The organism is Marinomonas fungiae (assembly GCF_001418205.1).
Taxonomy (GTDB): Bacteria; Pseudomonadota; Gammaproteobacteria; order Pseudomonadales; family Marinomonadaceae; genus Marinomonas; species Marinomonas fungiae.
Map to the genome: position 1 here is coordinate 437875 of NZ_LIQF01000001.1, position 19947 is coordinate 457821.

A 19947-nucleotide genomic window follows, 5' to 3' on the forward strand; every position below is an offset into this window, starting at 1 on the left:
TGAACGAAACACTCAATATCAAGCGGTGTTTTAAAAGGAACAAAAAAGGGAGTCTTATTCAGACTCCCTCTTCTTATCACCAACACAGATGATTGAAGATTACACCGCAATGGAACCAAAACTTGGTTCAGAATGTGCGTTATTGAGCGCATGTGTTGAGTGCGGCATGTATACCAAACTACCGACACCTTGCTCAGCAGGTGTGATATTACCCATCCAAGCAACTTTACGCTCATCACGAGGTGAAATACCCAAATGTTTGCGGTAACAACGACTAAAGTGCGGCGTCGAAATAAAACCACAAGCCGCAGAAATCTCTACAATCGACATACTAGACTGCTTCAATAACTGGCGTGCACGATCCAAACGTAAACGCAAGTAGTAACGTGATGGTGAGCAATCTAGGTACTTGTGGAACATGCGCTCAAGCTGACGACGTGATACATCAACAAAAGCAGCCAGTTCGTCTAAGTCGATTGGTTCTTCTAGGTTGTTTTCCATCAACTCAATAACATCCACAAGCTTGGGCTTACAACCGCCCTTGTTAAGCTGACGTAGAGGAACGCGTTGCTGATCGAACTCGCTACGAATACGATCACAAATAAACATGTCTGAAACAGCACCAGATAATTTAGCGCCATGCTCTCGAGCAATAATGGTCAAGAACATATCAAGCGGTGCACTTCCGCCAGTTGCGGTAAAACGGCCTTCATCCATAGAGAACAGTCGGTTATTACAACGCACTTTCGGGAAACTTTCCTGCAAAGCGGTCATACATTCCCAGTGAACGCTACAATTGTAACCATCCAACAAACCTGCATGTGCAAGTACGTACGCTCCTGTACAAATGCTTCCTAGCGTAACTCCTTTACGCCCGCGCTGTTGCAGCCAACTAACTTGCTTAGATGTAAATGCGCGAGTGATGTCTAAACCACCTGCAACAATAATCATATCAAGCTCTGGGCATTCAGCGATTGAGGTATCGGCAGACAAACTCAAACCATCACTGGCAACCACAGGTTCGCCAGATTCAGAAATCATATGCCAATTGTACAACTCTTCTCCGTATAACTGGTTTGCCATACGCAGTGGTTCAAGAGCTGAAGCCAACGCTATCATTGTAAAATTATCTAGCAATAGAAAACCAACTCGAGTGATTTTTTTCTTACTAGTCGCTGTAGTAGGGGAAGATGAGACCATGAATGTGCCCTCTTATACGTGATATATAGCGCAAGCAATTAGTAGGCCAATAAGCTATAGAACACCATTTTTATTATGACGGACCGACAGTAGCTGTTGGGTGAACGCCTCTTCACTTTAATTCTGCTTTAAGGCATAAAATTGCCTCAAAGTGAAGCCCGTATAATAATTGACCTTTGCGTTATGAATATCACACCAACGACAGCAATAAAACCTTTTTTGACAAAAAACGACAAACGATTATTCTGACCAAAACGACAAAACAAGTCGCATTTAGTACCAATTGCTCTAAAAATTGTCCTTTCTGCGCCATAATTGCCTTCTTTTAGTGCCTTTATCAATCACTTAAGCACCAAAAAAGATCAATCTTAGTTTTTTCTGCTAGTGTGCTATAGCCATAATTGTGCAACGGGAGTCTCCTCAGGGAAACGATGCCGCACCTGTGCCTGCAACAACTCAGCCGTTGCAATCGCATCAGTCATTGCGCTGTGCATATGATATCTAGGCAAGCCGTAACGAAGTCGACTATCCACTAGACGAATGGAAGGAAGTTTACCGCCCAATAAACGTTTCAATTTGCATCGCCAGCCTGAACGATGCTGCTGAGCCTCAATATGCATGGTATCAACCATGGGGAACCACATCTCTTCACCAAGCTCTCTTACTACCGCACTATTAAGAAACTCACTTTCAATGTAGCGATAGTGCACCACGACAATTTTTCCGTACAACTCTTGAATGACTTCTTCAAGCACTTCAGCAATAGGAGGAGCATTCATAATCTCTGAGTGAGTAATGCCGTGTATTACGATTGAATCATCTTTCAACTGACATTTTGGTCTTACGATCCAATGTTTGGCCTTCGCCACCTTGATTCTCTGCATGGTGAATGGCACTAGACCAATACTGACAATCTCGTCATTACGCGGATCTAGCCCAGTCGTTTCAAAATCCAGGGCAACAAATTCAGCTTGATCAATGGTCATGTCCTCAGGAAAATCCTGCGAAACAAAGAACTCTTTTAGTAAGCTTGTTTGACTATCCATTGCCTGCTGACGCAGATACTCATGCCAAGAAAACGAATCAACAACACGAGCCATGTGGTGCTCTCACGAAAATGGGTAACGGTATTTTAGGAAACGCTGACTATTGCTTAACACATTGAACGCTTCTTTAAGGTTTCTACGCTCAATATCTGACAAAGTATCAGGCTCAATATTGTTATCAGGTTCACGACTCTCTTCGACATCTTCAACCTGATGGCGAATACGTACCATCGCTAGGTACTCCATTGCATACTTTAGCTCTTGACCACGTTTATCAGGTAATATTCCTGCCTTTATCACATCATCAAGGCGATCGATCGAATTTCGCGAGGTCGAGCCAACTGCTAAAGCGTGCACACGAATTAAATCTGCAAGAGGTGCCGTACCACGACGTTTTAAATTAATGGTACGACGATGTTCACCATCCTGCTCCATCACGAACTCTTTAAAGAAGCCAAGAGGCGGCGTGCGCAATAAAGCGTTACGGGCTAAGCTGGCTAGGAACTTTGGTGAATTTTTAGCGCGATTTACAATAAAGCGGTAGAGATCTTCCGCCCACTCTACCTTGCCGTATACCCCTTCCAGATCAAAGAATACAGAACTGTGTAGTAGCGCATCAGGATTTGGATGGTCAATCCAGTCCGCAAAGCATTCACGCCATTCAGTAATAGTTTTACGCCAACGAGGATTTGTGGCCATGATGCGCCCTGTACAGAACGGGTAGCCACATTTATCTAAACCTTCTGAGACGAACTCAGATAAGGCTTCAAAATACTCGCCATGTTTTGCCGCATCGTATTCATTGGAAAGGATTAAGGCGTTGTCTTGATCGGTAATCAATAGTTGCTCATCGCGAGCCATTGAGCCAAGCGCTAAAAAACAATAAGGCACTGGCGGTGGTCCGAGCTTTTCCTCAGCAATTTCTAATAGGCGCTGTTTAAAACTGCGACCAATTACCGACATAGCACTACCAATCATATGCGCATTAGATTCTTGATGAACCATACGTACAAAGCATGACTGTATGTCTTTAGAAACCGTTATCAATTCTTCAACTGTATGTTGACGATGTATTAAGCCAACAATAAACAAACTGTTTTTCGATTCGTAACGGACAATATCGGAAATGGCGATCACCCCTAAAGGCTCATCATTTTCGACCACAGGTAAATGATGTAGATTGAAACGCAGCATAGTAAGCATGGCTTCAAATACATAGGTTTCTTTATCTAATGTTTTTGGTGAATGGGTCATCACCGATGACACGGGCTGATCCAGATCGATGCCTTGGGCAACGACACGAGTACGCAGATCCCGATCAGTCAAAATCCCAACCAGCTTATTTCGACAATCACCATCGTCCTCAAGAGGTGCTTCTTCATTCACAATCAGTAATGAGGACACCGACTCATGTGTCATTTTTAAAGCTGCTTGTCGAATGCTAGCATCGGTCGAAATCATCACTGGCTGACGCACAATCAACGAGGAGACTTTCACACTAGAAAGAGCACTCTCCTCACGCTGTTGCTGAACTTCTTTATTCATTTTGCGTTTGTCGTCGATTTCGACAAAGTAGGCAAACTCTTCGAAGTTATCACACAACTCGTTAAAGACCGCTTCAGGAATGAAGTAAATCAAGGAGTCTTCTAACGCACGTGAAGGCAATCGAATACGGTTTTTCATCAGCAAGCCAAGCTGACCAAATACGTCACCAACGCTGAGCCGATTGTATAAGTTACCGTTTCGACGATAGATCTCAATAGATCCACTACGAATGACACATAGGTCGTGAATTTCATCACCAAATCGGTACACATCTGCACCTTGGCGGAAATAAGTTATCTCAACCGATGTCGCAACACGATTAAGTGTTTTTTCTGGTAGGAAAGAAAATGGGGGATAGCGCCCTAAGAATTCAGCTATCTCGATTTGTTCTGCTTCCATTAGGGCGCCCTTTAGTCAAAGACTAGTATTCAATAACGACGTCTGTTTTAGCAACTGTACAGCAAGAAAGTACGTAACCTGCTGCAACGTCTTCTTCTGTGATACCGCCGTTAGCTTCCATTTGAGTTTCACCTTCCTTCACCAGCACTTTACAAGTACCACAGATACCCATACCACATGCTTTTGGAATATGAAGATTTAGTTTAGCTGCCGCCGTGTGAAGAGTCTCACCAGGCGCAACTTGAACACTCATGTTCATGCCTTTATTGATGACTTCAACACGAAGCATGTCTTCGGAAGTCAGTGCATCTGCCGCTTCTTGAGCCACTTCAGCATTTTCAATTGCTTCTTCTTTGATGTCTGCCGGTGTAGGACCGAAGGCTTCTTCATGGTAACGAGACATGTCGAAACCTTTTTCTTGAAGAAGCTTCTTAACCGCCGACATGTATGGCGTAGGACCACAGCAGAATACTTCACGCTCCATGAAGTCAGGCGCAATCATTTCTAGTTTGATAGCATCCAAATAACCACGGTAGCCGTGCCAAGCTTGGCCATTTTCAACACGCTCAACGATTAAATTTAGGTTGAAGTTGTTGACGCGTGATGCCATATGGTCAAGTTCACGAGCGTAGACTAGGTCGCGCGGAGTTCGCGCACTGTGAATAAATACCATGTCCACTTCAGCATTGGTATCAAACCACCAGCGAGCCATAGACATAACAGGCGTGATACCAACACCACCGGAAAGTAGCAACACTTTATCGGATGGGAAATCGATACAGTTGAAATTACCAACTGGGCCATGAACGGCCAGCTCATCACCTTCTGTCATATTGTCATGTAGCCAGTTCGACACCAAGCCACCTGGAGCACGTTTAACAGTGATAGAGAAACTGTAAGGAACGGATGGTGAGCTAGAAATCGTGTATGAACGCATTACTTGCTTACCGTCGATCTCTAATTCCAACGTCACAAACTGACCAGGCTTAAAGAAGAACATTACTGGCTGTTGAGCCATAAAACAGAATGTGCGCACATCCCAAGACTCTTGGATAACTTTTACACAACGCACGTTGTGACGGCCATTTACCCAAGTTTGAGTATTTACAGGTGCTAAGTAGTCTGCACCTTGTGCGACTGATGAAGGAGTAGTCATGGTTATTCTCTCTTAGATGGCGTTGACGTTTCACCGATTTGAGCAATTGTCGTTCGACTGCTAGTATTTCAGTTGACCTTTTACGACATCAAGTTGCTCATAGAAACCAAGAAAATAACGCTAACTATCTGATGTAGCAAGAAGAGTCGATTTATGTATGTGATAATGTCGCAATTAGTCATTTCGCTAAACCTGACTTAGGTGAGGATAGCGTCATTATTACAACGACAACGGGAAAGCTAAGACTTACCCACTTATGTTGCTCCGACGAGGGAAACAACATCAACTCGGCTTTTGTTATTGAGGATCACTCAAATGAATCAAAATGATCTACTGAACATGCGTTACTCTACTATCCAAGAAGCGCGCACAGAAATGTCTAACCTGTTAGAAGCTCGCCCTGCGAACTACTCTCTAGACGCGCCTCTGTACAACGACCCACTTATGTTCCGCGTGGACGTAGAAGAAGTATTCCAAAAAGAGTGGTTGTTCGTTGGTATGACGAGCGAAATCCCTAACCGTGGCGACTACTTCACTGTAGAAATCGCACAAAACCCAGTAATGGTTATCCGCGACGCTGACGGTTCTGTAAACGCATTCCACAACACTTGTCGTCACCGTGGTTCACGTATCTGCCTTGAGCACCGTGGTAAAGTAGCTAACCTAGTATGTCCTTACCACCAGTGGACTTACGACCTTAAAGGTAACCTATTATTCGCTGGCACTGAAATGGGCGAAGGTTTTGACAAGTCTCAGCACGGTCTTAAGAAAGCACACTGCAAAACTGCAGGCGGCTTCATCTTCGTTAGCCTAGGTAAAGAAGAGCCACAAGGCGATTTCGATCAATTCCTAGCAACTCTTGAAGAGTACATGGCGCCTTACGACGTAGAAAACACGAAGTTGGCTGTAGAATCTAACATGTACGAAAAAGCTAACTGGAAACTTGTTATCGAAAACAACCGTGAGTGTTACCACTGTGCGGGTAGCCACCCTGAGCTACTAAACACTCTTCTAGAGTGGGATGACACGAATGACCCACGTGCACCACAAGACTTCCTAGATCACTACGCTGATCAAGCAGCTAAATGGGACGCTGAAGGCATCCCACACGAGCACCAAAGCTTCGGTCCAGGCAAACGTAACCGTATCGTTCGTATGCCACTGAAGAAAGGCGTTAAAGTAATGACGCTTGACGGTGAAGCAGGCTGTAAGAAGATGCTAGGTCGCATCCAGAACCCAGAACTAGGTTCTATGCGTATCCTTCACCTTCCAAACTCTTGGAACCACATGCAATCAGATCACTTCATCGTGTTCCGTGTACTGCCAATCTCTGCTCAAGAGACAATGGTTACTACTAAATGGTTCGTACATAAAGATGCTGTTGAAGGTGTAGATTACGATCCAGCTCGTCTACGTCTAGTATGGGATGCTACTAACGACCAAGACCGTATCCTTGGCGAGCAAAACCAACTAGGTATTAACTCTGTAGGCTACCAGCCAGGACCATACTCTGAAACTTACGAGTTCGGTGTAATGAACTTCCTAGAGTGGTACACAGACACTATCCAGAAAAACCTTAAAAAATAAGGTTTGATCACCTGAGCAACCAGCTCAAATCATTGAAAAGCCAGCGAAAGCTGGCTTTTTTTATGGCGCAACAATAATTAGAAAATTATTAAAGATTACACCTTAGAAATAGCGGAATAATGATAGCTGGATACTGTTCCATTCATCGCTCTGCGCGTGAATGTATTCATTAGACAGACGCCACTGCCAATCCTTGGCAAAATCATAGCTTATGGACAGCGCTGCCTCATGTCGCTCAGAGTCAAACTTGTTGAGGTCAATCAAAAACTGATAGCTGGCTGAAACATTAGCTCTATCACCATTCCATAGCCATTTTAGTTCCGGACCAGATTGCACTAAGTATCCCTTTGCCAAATCAGAATCAACAGATAAGCGACCATTCCAAAATCCTGACAGTAATGAGTTTTCGGACCATCGAGCCGTTACGCCAGCCCCACCATGAAAACGGAACAACAAATTATCATCGTAGACCGCATCACGAAGCAGACTGGCATTTATGTGCCAAGATTTAGGGGTCATCAAAGCATTAGTTGGGGCCATGGAATGGATATTAACGAAATTAAAGTGATTCAGCTTAATATCATCTTGGAGTCGTAATGAGCCACTAAACATAGACAACTCTGCTCCGCGCAGATACCCTCCTTGCGGATCAAGCACATCATGATACGACGGGCGATAATCGATTACACCGAACGATTCCCCTTGACGATGCAGCACGCCCCCCCCTATACGAGAAGTACTATGCCCTTGGTCGTCTCGCAGAGCAGGCTCTTTCACTGACGCAAAAACATTGTCCACTTTTAGCTTACTTCGCAAAGATAAAAGCTGTATGGAACGCGCACGAAGATGTGAAAGCTTTGATTTCTTTCTAGCAGACAAATAACGACTATATTCATAGGCAACATCTAACACTTGGGCTTTTTCTAGCGGCTCAAGTTGTTCTAGCGCAGTTATGTCAAGTTCACTTGGCTCTACTAAGTTAATCGCCAATGCCACTTGCTGGTCATTAACCTGAGCTAACATATTCTCTATTTTGTTAAGTGATGACGAACGATAAGTTGCTTCGCCCAGCACACCTTGATAACCAATTTCTCGCACGGTATCGGAAGGGATCGCCCAAACCGAGAACTCGCGAGCTAGATTAAGACGTGAACTCGATGCATCCAGCATGGTTAGCAATTGATAAGAGCAGTTTTGAGAAAAGAAATAATACGGCATAGATACATTTTTCATTTCCCAAATATGACGCACAAATTGATCAACTTCATTATCAGTCAAAGCTAACTCGTATTCCCACATATCACGATTTTCAAGGAAGTTATATTCCTTGACCTTTTGATAGTAGGGCATGACAGAGAATACACCCGGGTAGCCTCCTGTTAAGCCTTTATAGCTAAAGACCAATTGGTTATCCGTTGGATCCGTATTAGCAGCATAATTTACCGCATAGTCCAAAAGTGGCGTGTCATTACCTTTTTTCTTAACACGAAACAAAGTATGACCATACATGGAAGAAGGACTATTTAAATAAGCAGCAGGGAAAACTAAATACACTTTTTCAGCGTTAATTTTCGACTTCCATTCTTCAAAATCAGGGCACTTTAAAGAAATTAATGCGTCGCTACCAAGATTAGAGGAAAGCCAAGCAAAACGAGATGGAAAGCGACATTGGGCTGCTTGATTTGGATCTACTACATCATCACCTTGAGTGAAAGCCTTTATCGTCGCAACTAATTCATCTTGTGCAGATACACGCCCTTGCGGAGATAAGAAAAAATCTTCATCTTGAATCAAACTCCCTTGCTGCCTTACCAACCCGATCTGATCGTAATGCAGCATACTTAACCACTGAGGATCAGATGCAAGTTCAGAAATTTTTTGATCGCTGAATGCTAATGCAGGCGCGCTAAAGGAAAGAGAAAAAAAAGACAAACAAAAGGAAAGCGGCAAAGGTCTCATAAAAGTCCATTTCAATAAAAAGAGCGGGCTATGCCGCTCTTTTATATAAAGATATCAGGCGGGTATTAACCCAAGTACTTAGCTAGCTCTGGAGATTTCTCCATTACTTTTACGATATCTTGGTATGCAGTTTGTGAAGTAACGTTTGCAGAAGCAAAAATCACATCAAAGTTAGATTGCATTTCTTGGTTGAATTGCGCTTTATCAGCGGCATCAACACCAATCAGCTCAGCTAATGCATTCAATGTTTCGCCTTCACCTTTTGCAGAGTCTACCGCTAATGGTTCAAGGTTATCTTCAATGAATAGAGCCACGCCGCCTGCAAGTGGTGCATCAGGCACATCACAACCCAAAGTACCTGAAGTCATACCAAATGTTTGGTTACCAGATGTACCGTTTGTTGTAGCAGCTAGAACATGCTCGTGCCACTCATCAGCGTGTTGGAATACAACAGCAGTACCTAGACCACAACCTGCTGGGCCGTATGCTGCAAAAGATGAAACAGAAGCCGTTGCAAGCATTGCAGACAGAATAATTTTTTTCATAGTTAAATCCTAGAATTCCATTTAAACAAAAACAAACTTAATAAGCATCCAGGCTACTCCATGAGAGATAACCGTAAGTGCAGACTGATTATATCGACTCATTATGATAACTAAAACAAAATCCGATGAATAAATCGACGCTTAACATATTAATTTATAATAAAAAAGCAGTGTTAACGTAAAGTTAACACTGCTTTTTAGTAAACTAAGCTAAGTTAAAATCTAACTTAGTAAAGCTCAGAGCGTAGGCCTTTATAGATGCTTACACACATCAACAGAAGGATTACCGTAAATGGTAGACCCGTTGTTACCGCGCCAGCTTGTAGAGAGCTTAGCGCTTCTGAGCCACCGCCGAACAATAGTACGCCAGCAATTAGACCCACCATAGATGCCCAGAAGATACGCTGCGGCACAGGAGTCTCAACCTTACCACCAGCAGTGATAGAGTCGATTACAAGCGAACCAGAGTCAGATGAAGTAATGAAGAACACCAATACTAGTACGATTGCAATAATAGAAGTAAATGAGCTTAGTGGTAAGTTTTCAAGCATTTGGAACATCGCACTTGATACATCACCTAGACCACCAGCTAATTGACCGATTTGACCCTGTACTTGATCTAGAGCGTTACCACCAAATGCAGACATCCAAATGATAGATACAACTGTTGGTACAAGAAGAACAGCAGTCATGAACTCGCGTACGGTACGACCCTTAGATACACGCGCAATGAACATACCTACGAATGGTGACCAGCTTACCCACCATGCCCAGTAGAACACAGTCCAGCCTTCGAAGAATTTATTGTCATCACGACCAATCCAGTTACTTAGCGGGAAGAAGTATTCCGCGTAAGAAACAGTAGTATGGAACAAGTGACCAAAGAAGCCGATAAAAGAGCCGAAGATCGCAACGAAAAGAACTAAGATACCAGCGATAATCATGTTGATATTAGATAGGAGTTTTACACCACCATCTAAACCACGCATTACAGACAAAACTGCAATACTTGTAACAACAATAATGATCCCGACTTGAGTTGTGATGTTGTTCTCAACACCGAATAGGAAGTTAAGACCACCTGCAGCCTGAGAAGCACCAAGACCTAGAGACGTCGCAAGACCGAAGATTGTCGCGATTACCGCGATGATATCGATAACATGACCAATCGGACCCCAGCAGCGCTCACCCAATAGAGGGTAGAAAGCTGAACGGATTGTTAGTGGTAAGCCTTTGTTGAAAGAGAAAAATGCTAGTGCTAGTGCAACTACGCCGTAGATCGCCCATGGGTGCAAGCCCCAGTGGAACATCACCGCACCCATTGCCGCATCAGCCGCTTCTGGAGTGTTTGGCGCAACGTTTAGAGGAGTACCCCACCAATCTGTGTAGTATGCAACTGGCTCAGCCACACTCCAGAACATCAGACCGATACCCATACCCGCTGCGAACAGCATAGAAAACCAAGAAACAGTAGTAAACTCAGGACGTGCATCAGCACCACCTAGACGAACTTTACCTACTGGCAAAAGAATCAATGCAAGACAGAACACTACGAAAATGTTACCGCCGATCATGAATAGCCAATCAAATGTCTCGATCGACCAGCCACGAGCACCAACCAACCAATCCTTAGCTTGCGCAGGAAAGATAAGGGCTAATGCAATAAATGCAATAATCAACACAGCACTAGTCGTAAATACTGGGTTGTTGACATCCATACCAAGGATTTGGACGTTATCCTGTCCTGCCTTGTAGTCGGACGTATAATCCGTCGACTTAGGACGTTTTTTAGTTTTTTGGTCCATACTGTTACTCCACCTAGTTTAAGTCAGCAACCGCTCACCTAGACTCGCCAGAAACCCAGCCTAGGTGAACAGTCATTGTACAATCTAACATTTACATCCAATGATAGAATTTTGCCCTATCATTTTCAGGCGCACATTTTTTGCACCGTCCAATGATAGTACGACGACTATTTGCTCATTTGATGTCCAATAGCGACAGCTACCGAGCATATTCTAACCACACACGACAAATATTGATTTTAAGCATAGCAGAAAAAATAAAAGGTAAAGAAACTTTTACTTAAGTGCTAGATTTTAGCGCACACAACCCAAATTGACGCATGAGCAATCTGTACTTTTGCGCCAAATTAATGCACTAAAAACAAAGAGTTATGAGAAAGGCATTATATTATTAAAGGCATATCGAGTTAAAACTGATATGCCTTTAATAAACATAAGGAAAAGCTTATGGGACTAAAAAGCAATTCATTATTTCTGTAACAATTGCTTAATTACGTCATGGACATCGGGAAGAATTGTCGCACCTGTCGCCTCTAGCTCTTCACAAGCAGATTTTACTTTAGGTAAGTGCTCAGGATTTTCATCCAACCAAGCTATTAGAACCTCTGAAACCTCCGCTAACGTTTGACAATCTTTTAGCGGAGCACCGATGCCAAGCATCTTTTCTTTGAAGTCCACCTCATCGATCAAATCAACGATCATCATAAGAAGGGTAACCTTTATATACTACAGTTAACACAAAACACGCTAAGAAATGTAACGTAAAAAAGGGGGGATTAACAACTGCTAATCCCCCCTTTTTGCCAGTCTTAGTAAAAGTACTTCTTAACGAATCACCTTCTCTTCGATCAATAGATCAAAGATGGCTTGCGCTTTTTCTTGCGCAGTTTCGTTTTTCATTACTTTACCAGAGCCACCTTGTGGCTTAGCTGTTGCCGCTTTGAAGCGATCTGCAGCCGTTTTCGCTTTCACGACTTTTAGACGCTTAGGACGCGCTTTCGCTGGTGCTTCACTCCAGTTCACTCGTACTGAATCATCTTCAGTTGAACCAGATTGAGTAGCCATCTTAGCGCGAAGCCCTGGGCCAAAAGCACTTTGACGCGCTGCTTGTGCAGCATTATCAACTGAGGCAATAAATGGTAGCTTCACCGTTACTTGACGACGTTGACCACGTGGCAGTGCAAGTAGAACTTGCGCTTCTCCATCTTTGATTTCAACAATGTCAGCAACACGCGCAACAATTGGCCAGCCTAATTGCTCAGAAAGAAGATAAGGCATCATACCTGATGACTCTCCACTCTCTGCACGAACACCCGTTAAAACAATGTCCGCTTGTTGTGCTTTAAGGTAGCTTGAAAGAGCAGGCAGCGCATCAGCGCTTTCTGTTTGTTCCAATACGGTTACTTTTGGTAGCCCCATACCTGCGTATTGACGTAGAACGGGTTCTTCTGAGTTACCAGCATGAACCACATCAAGGTCTGTTCCAGCAAGTTTTAAACCAAGCTCTACCGCTCGGCTGTCCTGATCCGCACGACGAGAACGGCCAGATTGTGGGTGACGACCTACAGAGATTAAAGAAATGACTTTATGCGGCATTGCTATTCTCCTCCGCCTGATCGCTTAGACTTGTTTGCTTGTGCTCAGCAGCCAGTTTCATCAGTTCAGCTAGAATCTCTTCACTGTCACCAATGACACTTAACGCAGCACGCTTAACCATGTCACAGCCAGCATCCGTATTGATTGCAACCACTTTATCTACTTGGCCGATACCCTGCATGTGCTGAATCGCACCAGAGATACCTACCGCCACATAAACTCGTGCTGTCACCCAAGTACCGGTTGCACCAACCTGACGTGAACGAGGCATAAAACCATCGTCTACTGCCACACGGCTAGCACCTTCGGTTGCACCGAGCACTTTTGCCGCTTCGTGGAACTGATCCCAGTTATGGATACCGTTACCCGCAGACAAGATAAATTCCGCTTCGGCCATTGGAATCGCATTCGGATCCACAGCCATCAAGCCTTTATCCTTGATCGTTGCCGCTGAAACAGACACTTCATCAAGAGTCATTGGCGTTGCTTCATGACGCGTCTCGTCGATGGCATCCGCACACTCTTCAAGAAGCATCAAGATCTTAGGCGTCTTACGAGTAATATCTAAGCTGGCAGAAGCACCACGGCTTACCGTTTGTTCAGCGTTTACTTGCCAAGCTTGAGTCGCTGGACGCTCACCAAGGCGAGCAGCCAAACGAGAAGCCAAATCACAACCACCGTGAATGCTGTCTGGGAACAACCAGTGCTTCACAGTGTATTGAGCCTCCACCTTAGCAAGCGCTTGTACACGAGCCTCTGGTGCATAGCCTTCAAATACTTCACCTTCGATATGCAGCACACGGTCAACGCCTGCTGTATCGAAATGTTCTTCTTTCACTTCACCGAAGCAAACAGCAACAACAGCGCCGTTGCCACCCTGTTCAGCGATCAGCTTGTGCGCAAGACCAAGGATATCTTTATCGTGGCCAGTTAGACGACCACCAACCATATCCGGCACAACCATGATGTAGTAATCAGGGTTCTCCACTTTGTGCAGAGGTAGTTGAACCTCTTGCGCAGCTGCAGAGCGCTTCCCTTTCGGTGCAGACGAGTTACCTTTAAGGCGGTCAATACGTTTAATACCGTTCGGACCGATAAAGCCAACTTTATGCGGAAACTTACGAATCAAACCAGAAGGACCGCGAACCTCGCCCCCCTCTTCTTGACTCATATATTGATCATGCAGTGGGTGCAGACGGTTACGCATAATCCATTCTGCACGTGGGTCACGACGAATGATGTCACTCATTAGTGAACCTCCTCAATCAATTGATCCACTAGAATTTCAGAAATGTCTTTCACTTCTGGACGAGGCTCAACAACACCTTCAAGCATGGCAGTACATTGCTGACAGCCTACTGCAACAAGCTCAGCTCCCGTTGCACTCGCGTCTTCCATACGCATATCTGCGATACGGCGTTCACCAGGTATATCCGTGATAGGTGCGCCACCGCCACCGCCACAACAACGTGAGCGGAAACCAGAGCGTTCCATTTCAGCAATTTCAATACCTAAAGAACGTAATAGATCACGTGGTGCTTCGTACTCACCGTTGTAACGACCTAAGTAACATGGATCGTGATAAGTCACTTTGCCGCCTTTGAAAGCGTCAAGTTTAAGCGCACCAGACTGAACCAGTCTGTTCAAGAAGGTAGTGTGGTGCAAAACTTCAACACCTGCCAATGCACCGTCTTTATCAAAGTCAGCATATTCATTACGTAGACAATGGTAAGCATGTGGATCGGTTGTTACGATCTTGTTGAACTTGTACTGACCTAGGGTCGCCAAGTTACGTTTAGCAAGGCTTTGGAACGTTGCATCATCACCTAGACGACGCGCTACGTCACCACTATCACGCTCTTCGTCACCAAGAATCGCCACATCCACTTTCGCTGCTTTCATTAGTTTAACGAAGGCACGTAGAATGCGCTGACTACGCATATCGAAAGCACCGTCAGACACCCAGAATAGAACGTCGACTTCTTTCTTGTCTTTCATAACCGCAAGGTTTTGGTCAGCAGCCCAGTTTGTACGGCTACCAGGAGCGTAACCACCAGGGTTGTCTGTTGCGATGATGTTTTCAAGCACTTCAGAGCCTTTGTTTGGTGTCTCGCCTTTTTCCATGGTTAGGAAACGACGCATGTCAACGATGGCATCAACGTGCTCGATCATCATTGGACACTCTTCCACACAGGCACGACAAGTTGTACATGACCACAGTGTTTCTTGACTTACTAGGCCCGCTGTGATGATTTCGTTTGGACTGCCTTTCGCCTGACCAATTTCTTTACCTGGGTACGGGCTACCTGCATAGTTCGCATCCGAACCACCCGCAAGACCCACCACCATATCTTGGATAAGTTTCTTCGGGTTTAGCGGCTGACCCGCAGCAAACGCAGGACACATTGCCTGACATTTACCACACTGAACGCATGCATCGAAACCGAGCAGCTGGTTCCATTTGAAGTCACTTGGCTTAGCCACACCTAGTACGTCACCATCAAGGTTGGCAGGCTTAAGACCTGTCGAACGGCCACCACCAAAACGCTCTGGGCGTCGGTGGAACGCAAGGTGAAGAGCACCAGCAAAAGCGTGCTTCATTGGACCGCCCCACCCCATGCCGAATAGCAATTCACCAAGACCAATAATTACACCAATGCTAAGAACAGCGATTAGCGCAACACCACCAGTACCTTCAGGAAGGATACCTGCCGCAGGAAGCGTCAATACAATGAACGTAACAGCAAATGTGATTAGGCTTTTCGGCAAACGCATCCAAGGACCTTTCGAAAGGCGCTCAGGCGGATTAAGACGACGTTTAAATACAAAGAAGGCACCCACAAGCATTAGTAGTAGCGCGCCAAGCAAAGCCCAAGCAACGATCTGCTCTTCCACTTTGAATACGTGTACAACTAAAACCAGCACCATTGATAGGACAAAACCACCACCTGTTGCAACGTGCGTACGAGACATATACTTGTCGCGCTCTACCACATGGTGCAAATCTTTAAGGTAGCGTCCTGGCATCGCCATTAGACCAGCGACGATATTGACTTTTTCTGGTTGTCCTGCACGCCATAGGCTTGCACGGCGTAGCATGCCGATCACACCTAGAAGCAACAAAACAACAATAAGAATTGAAGGTAACCAGTCGATAACCATCATTCACCCTCGTATAGCATGAAAGAGGCGGCGTAGAGCCGCCTCTTGGGTTCAGTTTTTTTGGTTTAGTTTTGAATGGCTAAACGATTATAGGTCTTTACATAGACGTAGTGCATCGTACATCGCAGCGTGAGTATTACGCTGAGACACACAGTCACCTAGACGCCATAAGATCATGCCTTCGCCACTTTCTGATAGAATTGGCTGAGGTTTGATATCGAATAGCGCTTCAACATCAAGTTGACCTTTGTTACGAGACTCTTCTTTAAGAGCGTAGTATAGCTCTTCATTTGGACGAATGCCGTTTTCAATAACTACTTGGTCAACAACACGCTCTTCATGCTGACCGGTGTACTCGTTTTCAAGTACAGCTACTAGATTGTCACCTTCACGGTAAACTTTCTCTAGTAGGAAGTCAGACGTCATCACTACTTCTTTCTCGTATAGAGAACGGTAGTAAGTTGGGAACGTTGTACCACCGATACCGACACCTGGTTTGATGTCATCAGTTACGATTTCAACCAGAGAACCTTTAGAAGATAGGTAATCCGCTGCAGACAAACCTGAGAATTCACAGATTGTGTCGTAGATGAGAACATTCTTACCTGGTTCAACCGTGCCATTTAGGATATCCCAGCTAGACACTACTAGGCCTTCTGCTGCACCCCATGCTGGGTTTTGATCTACGAATGGACGACCACCAGTAGCCATGACACACACATCAGGTTTCAGGTCACGAATCATTTGTGCATCAGCCGTTACACCAAGACGAACATCAACGCCTAGACGGTCAAGCTCCATCACCAACCAACGAGTGATACCCGCAATTTGGTCACGCTGAGGCGCTTTCGCAGCGATAGTGATCTGACCACCAAGCTCTTCATTGCGCTCAAGTAGCGTTACTTTGTGACCACGCTCAGCTGCAACACGTGCCGCTTCCATACCACCAGGGCCACCACCAACAACTACTACGTTACGGATAGGTCCTTCAGTCTTCTCGATGATGTGAGGAAGACCCATGTATTCACGAGACGTTGCTGCGTTTTGGATACATAGAACGTCAAGACCTTGGTACTGACGGTCGATACAGTAGTTTGCACCCACACACTGACGGATTTGGTCAACTTGGTCCATCTTGATCTTCGCGATGAAGTGAGGATCGGCCATGTGCGCACGAGTCATACCAACGAAATCAACGTAACCCGCTTCGATAATACGTTTCGCTTGGTTTGGATCTTTAATGTTCTGTGCGTGAATTACTGGAACACTAACTACTTCTTTGATGCCAGCTGCCAAGTGTAGGAATGGCTCTGGTGGGTAGCTCATGTTAGGAATTACGTTTGCTAGCGTGTTGTGCGTATCACAACCAGAACCTACTACACCGAAGTAGTCGATTAGACCAGTATCATCGTAGTACTTAGCAATTTGTTTCATGTCGTCGTGGTTTAGACCATCTGGGTGGAACTCATCACCCGTGATACGCATACCTACAACGAAGTCCGGACCCACTTCTGCACGAACAGCTTTGGCTACTTCAAGACCAAACTTCATACGGCCCTCAAAAGTACCACCCCATTCGTCAGTACGTTTGTTCACACGTGGAGACCAGAATTGGTCAATCATGTGTTGGTGTACCGCAGACAGTTCCACACCGTCTAGACCACCTTCTTTCGCGCGACGTGCAGCTTGTGCGAAGTCGCCGATAACACGCCAGATTTCTTCCACTTCGATTGTTTTACAAGTCGCGCGGTGAACAGGCTCACGGATACCAGATGGAGACATTAGGTTAGGCCAGTTTTCACCGTCCCAACGAGAACGACGACCCATGTGAGAAATCTGGATCATGATCTTGCCGCCGTGCTTGTGCACTGCATCAGCAAGATTTTGGAAATGCGGAATAATGCGGTCTGTCGATAAGTTGACAGAGCTCCACCAGCTTTGCGGGCTGTCAATGGATACAACACTTGAACCACCACAAATACACAAGCCACAACCGCCCTTCGCTTTTTCTTCGTAGTACTTAACGTAGCGATCAGTGGTCATACCGCCATCCGTTGCGTAAACCTCTGCGTGAGCCGTACTAACGATACGGTTACGGATGGTTAATTTATTAATGTTGAGTGGCTGAAACAGCGAATCAAACTGGGACATAGTGGAACCCCGCCTTTTTTAAACGATAGACTGACAATTAGTAATAATAATTAAAGCGGTGTTACTTCAAAGTAACCCACATCACAACCTTCTTCGGCTGCACATTGCGTTTGTTCTGCTTTAGTGCGAACTGGTAGACCTTGCGCTTCAGCGATTTGGTCAAGTGCACCCGCAAACCAACCAGTAAACATGTAATCAACTTTACGATTTACTTTTTTACCGTGAATTTTTTCGTAGTGATAAACGAAAGCTGAGTTCTCAAGACGCACTTTCGCAGTACCTTTCTCAATATCTAGCTCTTCAGTGATGAAGAAGCCCCAACCGCGCTGAGAAAGACGTTTTAGGTAGTGATGCCAAACATCAGCGCCAGAGATACCGTGACAAGCTGCCTCTTGTTCACACCAGAAGTAAGCAGACTTGTAACCTGCTTTATAAAGAATCTCTGCGTAACGCTCTGCGCCAATTTCATCTTCGATACCCATATGGTTGTTTACGAAGAAGTGGCGTGGAACGTAAAGCATTGGCAACGCATCAGTTGTCCATACACCTGTTTCGTCATCTACTTGAATTGGCATTTCTGGAGCATGTGAACCCATTTTTACACCTCAAATCTATTTAAAGCTCGGAACCGCTTTGCGTTTCCTAAAAGTCCTATTAAAACAAAGTTGAAGCCGATAGACTTTGCAGTTATCGACTTCCTATCTGCGCTAAAAGCCGTTTTTCGGCATAAACGTAAAAATTACTCGCCCCAAACCTCAGCAAGTAGGTTAACCCAGTTCTCACCCATGATTTTAAGTACTTGACGCTCAGTGAAACCATGACGTAGCAATGCTTCAGTTAGGTTAGGGAATTCACCCACTGTACGAATGCCTTTCGGGTTAATAATCTCACCGAAGCGAGTTAGACGACGTGCATAACCTTTATCGTGTGTTAGGTACTCAAAGAAGTCTTCGCCGTGACCTTGAGTAAAGTCAGTACCGATACCAATCGAGTCTTCACCAACAATGTTGTAGACGTATTGAATCGCTTCAACATAATCATCAATTGTTGCATTAACGCCTGCACGCAAGAATGGAGTAAACATGGTTACACCAACGAAACCACCATTATCAGCGATGAACTTCAATTCTTCGTCTGAACGGTTACGTGGATGTTCTTTTAGGCCAGATGGCAAACAGTGTGAGTAAGCAACTGGCTTCTTAGATTCAATGATGACTTCTTTTGCTGTGTTCGCACCAACGTGAGAAAGGTCACATAGCACACCAACACGGTTCATTTCAGCAACGATTTCACGACCGAAGCCAGAAAGACCACCATCACGCTCGTAACAACCCGTGCCGACTAAGTTCTGAGTGTTGTAACACATCTGCGTAATACCAACACCCAAATCTTTCAATACTTGTACATAACCAATTTGATCTTCGTACGGATGAGCGTTTTGGAAGCCCATCATTACACCTGTCTTGCCTTCTGCTTTGGCGCGGTGAATGTCTTTAGTTGTACGAACTTTTAGAAGAAGATCGCTGTTCTCATCGATCATCTTGTTCATTGCTGCAATGTTTTGAACTGCACCTTCAAAGTTTTCCCAGAACGACATTGTACAGTTCGCTGCAGTCAGCTTACCTTTCGCCATGTCTTCAAATAACTCGCGATTCCAGTTCGCACAAATCAAGCCATCGATCACAATAGCTTTATCATGTAATTCTGCTGCATTCATCGTTCTTTTTTCCTTTATATCAAATATAGGATTACGTGGAAGAAACACCTTCCGATGAGCCCAGTTTATGACTATGCAT

Annotated in this window: 15 protein-coding genes; 1 reads left to right on the forward strand and 14 read right to left on the reverse strand. The window is 44.9% G+C overall.

Annotated features, from left to right (window positions below; genetic code table 11):
- Positions 1–99: 99 nt before the first annotated feature.
- From gbdR to ASC49_RS01995, 4 genes are all read right to left on the reverse strand, one after another.
- Positions 100–1200 carry a choline metabolism transcriptional regulator GbdR gene (gene gbdR, locus ASC49_RS01980; RefSeq protein ID WP_055461523.1) on the reverse strand — a complete coding sequence of 367 codons (1101 nt, stop codon included), beginning with the start codon at positions 1198–1200 and terminating at the stop codon, positions 100–102.
- Between the two features lie 389 nt (positions 1201–1589).
- Positions 1590–2300 carry a 3'-5' exonuclease gene (locus ASC49_RS01985; protein WP_055461524.1) on the reverse strand — a complete coding sequence of 237 codons (711 nt, stop codon included), beginning with the start codon at positions 2298–2300 and terminating at the stop codon, positions 1590–1592.
- 9 nt (positions 2301–2309) lie between these two features.
- Positions 2310–4190, reverse strand: coding sequence for a DUF294 nucleotidyltransferase-like domain-containing protein (locus ASC49_RS01990; protein ID WP_055461525.1), 1881 nt, complete (start codon positions 4188–4190; stop codon positions 2310–2312).
- Positions 4191–4212: 22 nt separating this feature from the next.
- Positions 4213–5346, reverse strand: a complete 1134-nt coding sequence (locus tag ASC49_RS01995) for a hybrid-cluster NAD(P)-dependent oxidoreductase (protein WP_055461526.1) — start codon at positions 5344–5346, stop codon at positions 4213–4215.
- A 315-nt stretch (positions 5347–5661) separates the two neighbouring features.
- Here ASC49_RS01995 and ASC49_RS02000 point away from each other — a divergent pair, with 315 nt between their 5' ends.
- Positions 5662–6933 carry an aromatic ring-hydroxylating oxygenase subunit alpha gene (locus tag ASC49_RS02000; protein WP_055461527.1) on the forward strand — a complete coding sequence of 424 codons (1272 nt, stop codon included), beginning with the start codon at positions 5662–5664 and terminating at the stop codon, positions 6931–6933.
- Positions 6934–7035: 102 nt separating this feature from the next.
- On the opposite strand, the gene ASC49_RS02005 is transcribed toward ASC49_RS02000, so the two are convergent.
- From ASC49_RS02005 to ASC49_RS02050, 10 genes are all read right to left on the reverse strand, one after another.
- Positions 7036–8907, reverse strand: a complete 1872-nt coding sequence (locus tag ASC49_RS02005; protein ID WP_141656770.1) for an Lnb N-terminal periplasmic domain-containing protein — start codon at positions 8905–8907, stop codon at positions 7036–7038.
- 50 nt (positions 8908–8957) lie between these two features.
- Positions 8958–9437: a DUF3015 domain-containing protein gene (locus tag ASC49_RS02010; RefSeq protein WP_055461529.1), complete on the reverse strand. Its 480-nt coding sequence runs from the start codon at positions 9435–9437 to the stop codon at positions 8958–8960.
- Positions 9438–9664: 227 nt separating this feature from the next.
- Positions 9665–11242, reverse strand: coding sequence for a BCCT family transporter (locus ASC49_RS02015; protein ID WP_055461530.1), 1578 nt, complete (start codon positions 11240–11242; stop codon positions 9665–9667).
- Positions 11243–11710: 468 nt separating this feature from the next.
- Complete coding sequence (locus ASC49_RS02020) at positions 11711–11947, reverse strand: hypothetical protein (RefSeq protein WP_055461531.1); 237 nt, start codon at positions 11945–11947, stop codon at positions 11711–11713.
- A 120-nt stretch (positions 11948–12067) separates the two neighbouring features.
- Positions 12068–12838: an electron transfer flavoprotein subunit beta gene (etfB, locus tag ASC49_RS02025; protein WP_055461532.1), complete on the reverse strand. Its 771-nt coding sequence runs from the start codon at positions 12836–12838 to the stop codon at positions 12068–12070.
- A complete protein-coding gene (gene etfA, locus ASC49_RS02030; protein ID WP_055461533.1) occupies positions 12828–14087 on the reverse strand; it encodes an electron transfer flavoprotein subunit alpha in 1260 nt (419 codons plus the stop codon). Before etfA ends, etfB begins: the two co-directional genes overlap by 11 nt.
- Entirely contained in the window at positions 14087–16000 is a 1914-nt protein-coding gene (locus tag ASC49_RS02035; protein WP_055461637.1) for a (Fe-S)-binding protein, read from the reverse strand. The genes etfA and ASC49_RS02035 overlap by 1 nt, the downstream gene beginning before the upstream one ends.
- An 87-nt stretch (positions 16001–16087) precedes the next feature.
- Positions 16088–18151: a dimethylglycine demethylation protein DgcA gene (gene dgcA, locus ASC49_RS02040; RefSeq protein ID WP_055461534.1), complete on the reverse strand. Its 2064-nt coding sequence runs from the start codon at positions 18149–18151 to the stop codon at positions 16088–16090.
- A gap of 50 nt (positions 18152–18201) precedes the next feature.
- Entirely contained in the window at positions 18202–18747 is a 546-nt protein-coding gene (locus ASC49_RS02045) for a DUF5943 domain-containing protein (RefSeq protein ID WP_055461535.1), read from the reverse strand.
- 143 nt (positions 18748–18890) lie between these two features.
- A complete protein-coding gene (locus tag ASC49_RS02050) occupies positions 18891–19868 on the reverse strand; it encodes a dipeptidase (protein ID WP_055461536.1) in 978 nt (325 codons plus the stop codon).
- Positions 19869–19947: the final 79 nt, after the last annotated feature.

What these genes read in the sequence shown, in the direction of transcription:
- gbdR (WP_055461523.1), bottom strand. Translation starts at nt 1,200, where the DNA reads ATGGTCTCATCTTCCCCTACTACAGCGACTAGTAAGAAAAAAATCACT.
- ASC49_RS01985 (WP_055461524.1), bottom strand. Translation starts at nt 2,300, where the DNA reads ATGGCTCGTGTTGTTGATTCGTTTTCTTGGCATGAGTATCTGCGTCAG.
- ASC49_RS01990 (WP_055461525.1), bottom strand. Translation starts at nt 4,190, where the DNA reads ATGGAAGCAGAACAAATCGAGATAGCTGAATTCTTAGGGCGCTATCCC.
- ASC49_RS01995 (WP_055461526.1), bottom strand. Translation starts at nt 5,346, where the DNA reads ATGACTACTCCTTCATCAGTCGCACAAGGTGCAGACTACTTAGCACCT.
- ASC49_RS02000 (WP_055461527.1), top strand. Translation starts at nt 5,662, where the DNA reads ATGAATCAAAATGATCTACTGAACATGCGTTACTCTACTATCCAAGAA.
- ASC49_RS02010 (WP_055461529.1), bottom strand. Translation starts at nt 9,437, where the DNA reads ATGAAAAAAATTATTCTGTCTGCAATGCTTGCAACGGCTTCTGTTTCA.
- ASC49_RS02015 (WP_055461530.1), bottom strand. Translation starts at nt 11,242, where the DNA reads ATGGACCAAAAAACTAAAAAACGTCCTAAGTCGACGGATTATACGTCC.
- ASC49_RS02020 (WP_055461531.1), bottom strand. Translation starts at nt 11,947, where the DNA reads ATGATGATCGTTGATTTGATCGATGAGGTGGACTTCAAAGAAAAGATG.
- etfB (WP_055461532.1), bottom strand. Translation starts at nt 12,838, where the DNA reads ATGCCGCATAAAGTCATTTCTTTAATCTCTGTAGGTCGTCACCCACAA.
- etfA (WP_055461533.1), bottom strand. Translation starts at nt 14,087, where the DNA reads ATGAGTGACATCATTCGTCGTGACCCACGTGCAGAATGGATTATGCGT.
- ASC49_RS02035 (WP_055461637.1), bottom strand. Translation starts at nt 16,000, where the DNA reads ATGGTTATCGACTGGTTACCTTCAATTCTTATTGTTGTTTTGTTGCTT.
- dgcA (WP_055461534.1), bottom strand. Translation starts at nt 18,151, where the DNA reads ATGTCCCAGTTTGATTCGCTGTTTCAGCCACTCAACATTAATAAATTA.
- ASC49_RS02045 (WP_055461535.1), bottom strand. Translation starts at nt 18,747, where the DNA reads ATGGGTTCACATGCTCCAGAAATGCCAATTCAAGTAGATGACGAAACA.
- ASC49_RS02050 (WP_055461536.1), bottom strand. Translation starts at nt 19,868, where the DNA reads ATGAATGCAGCAGAATTACATGATAAAGCTATTGTGATCGATGGCTTG.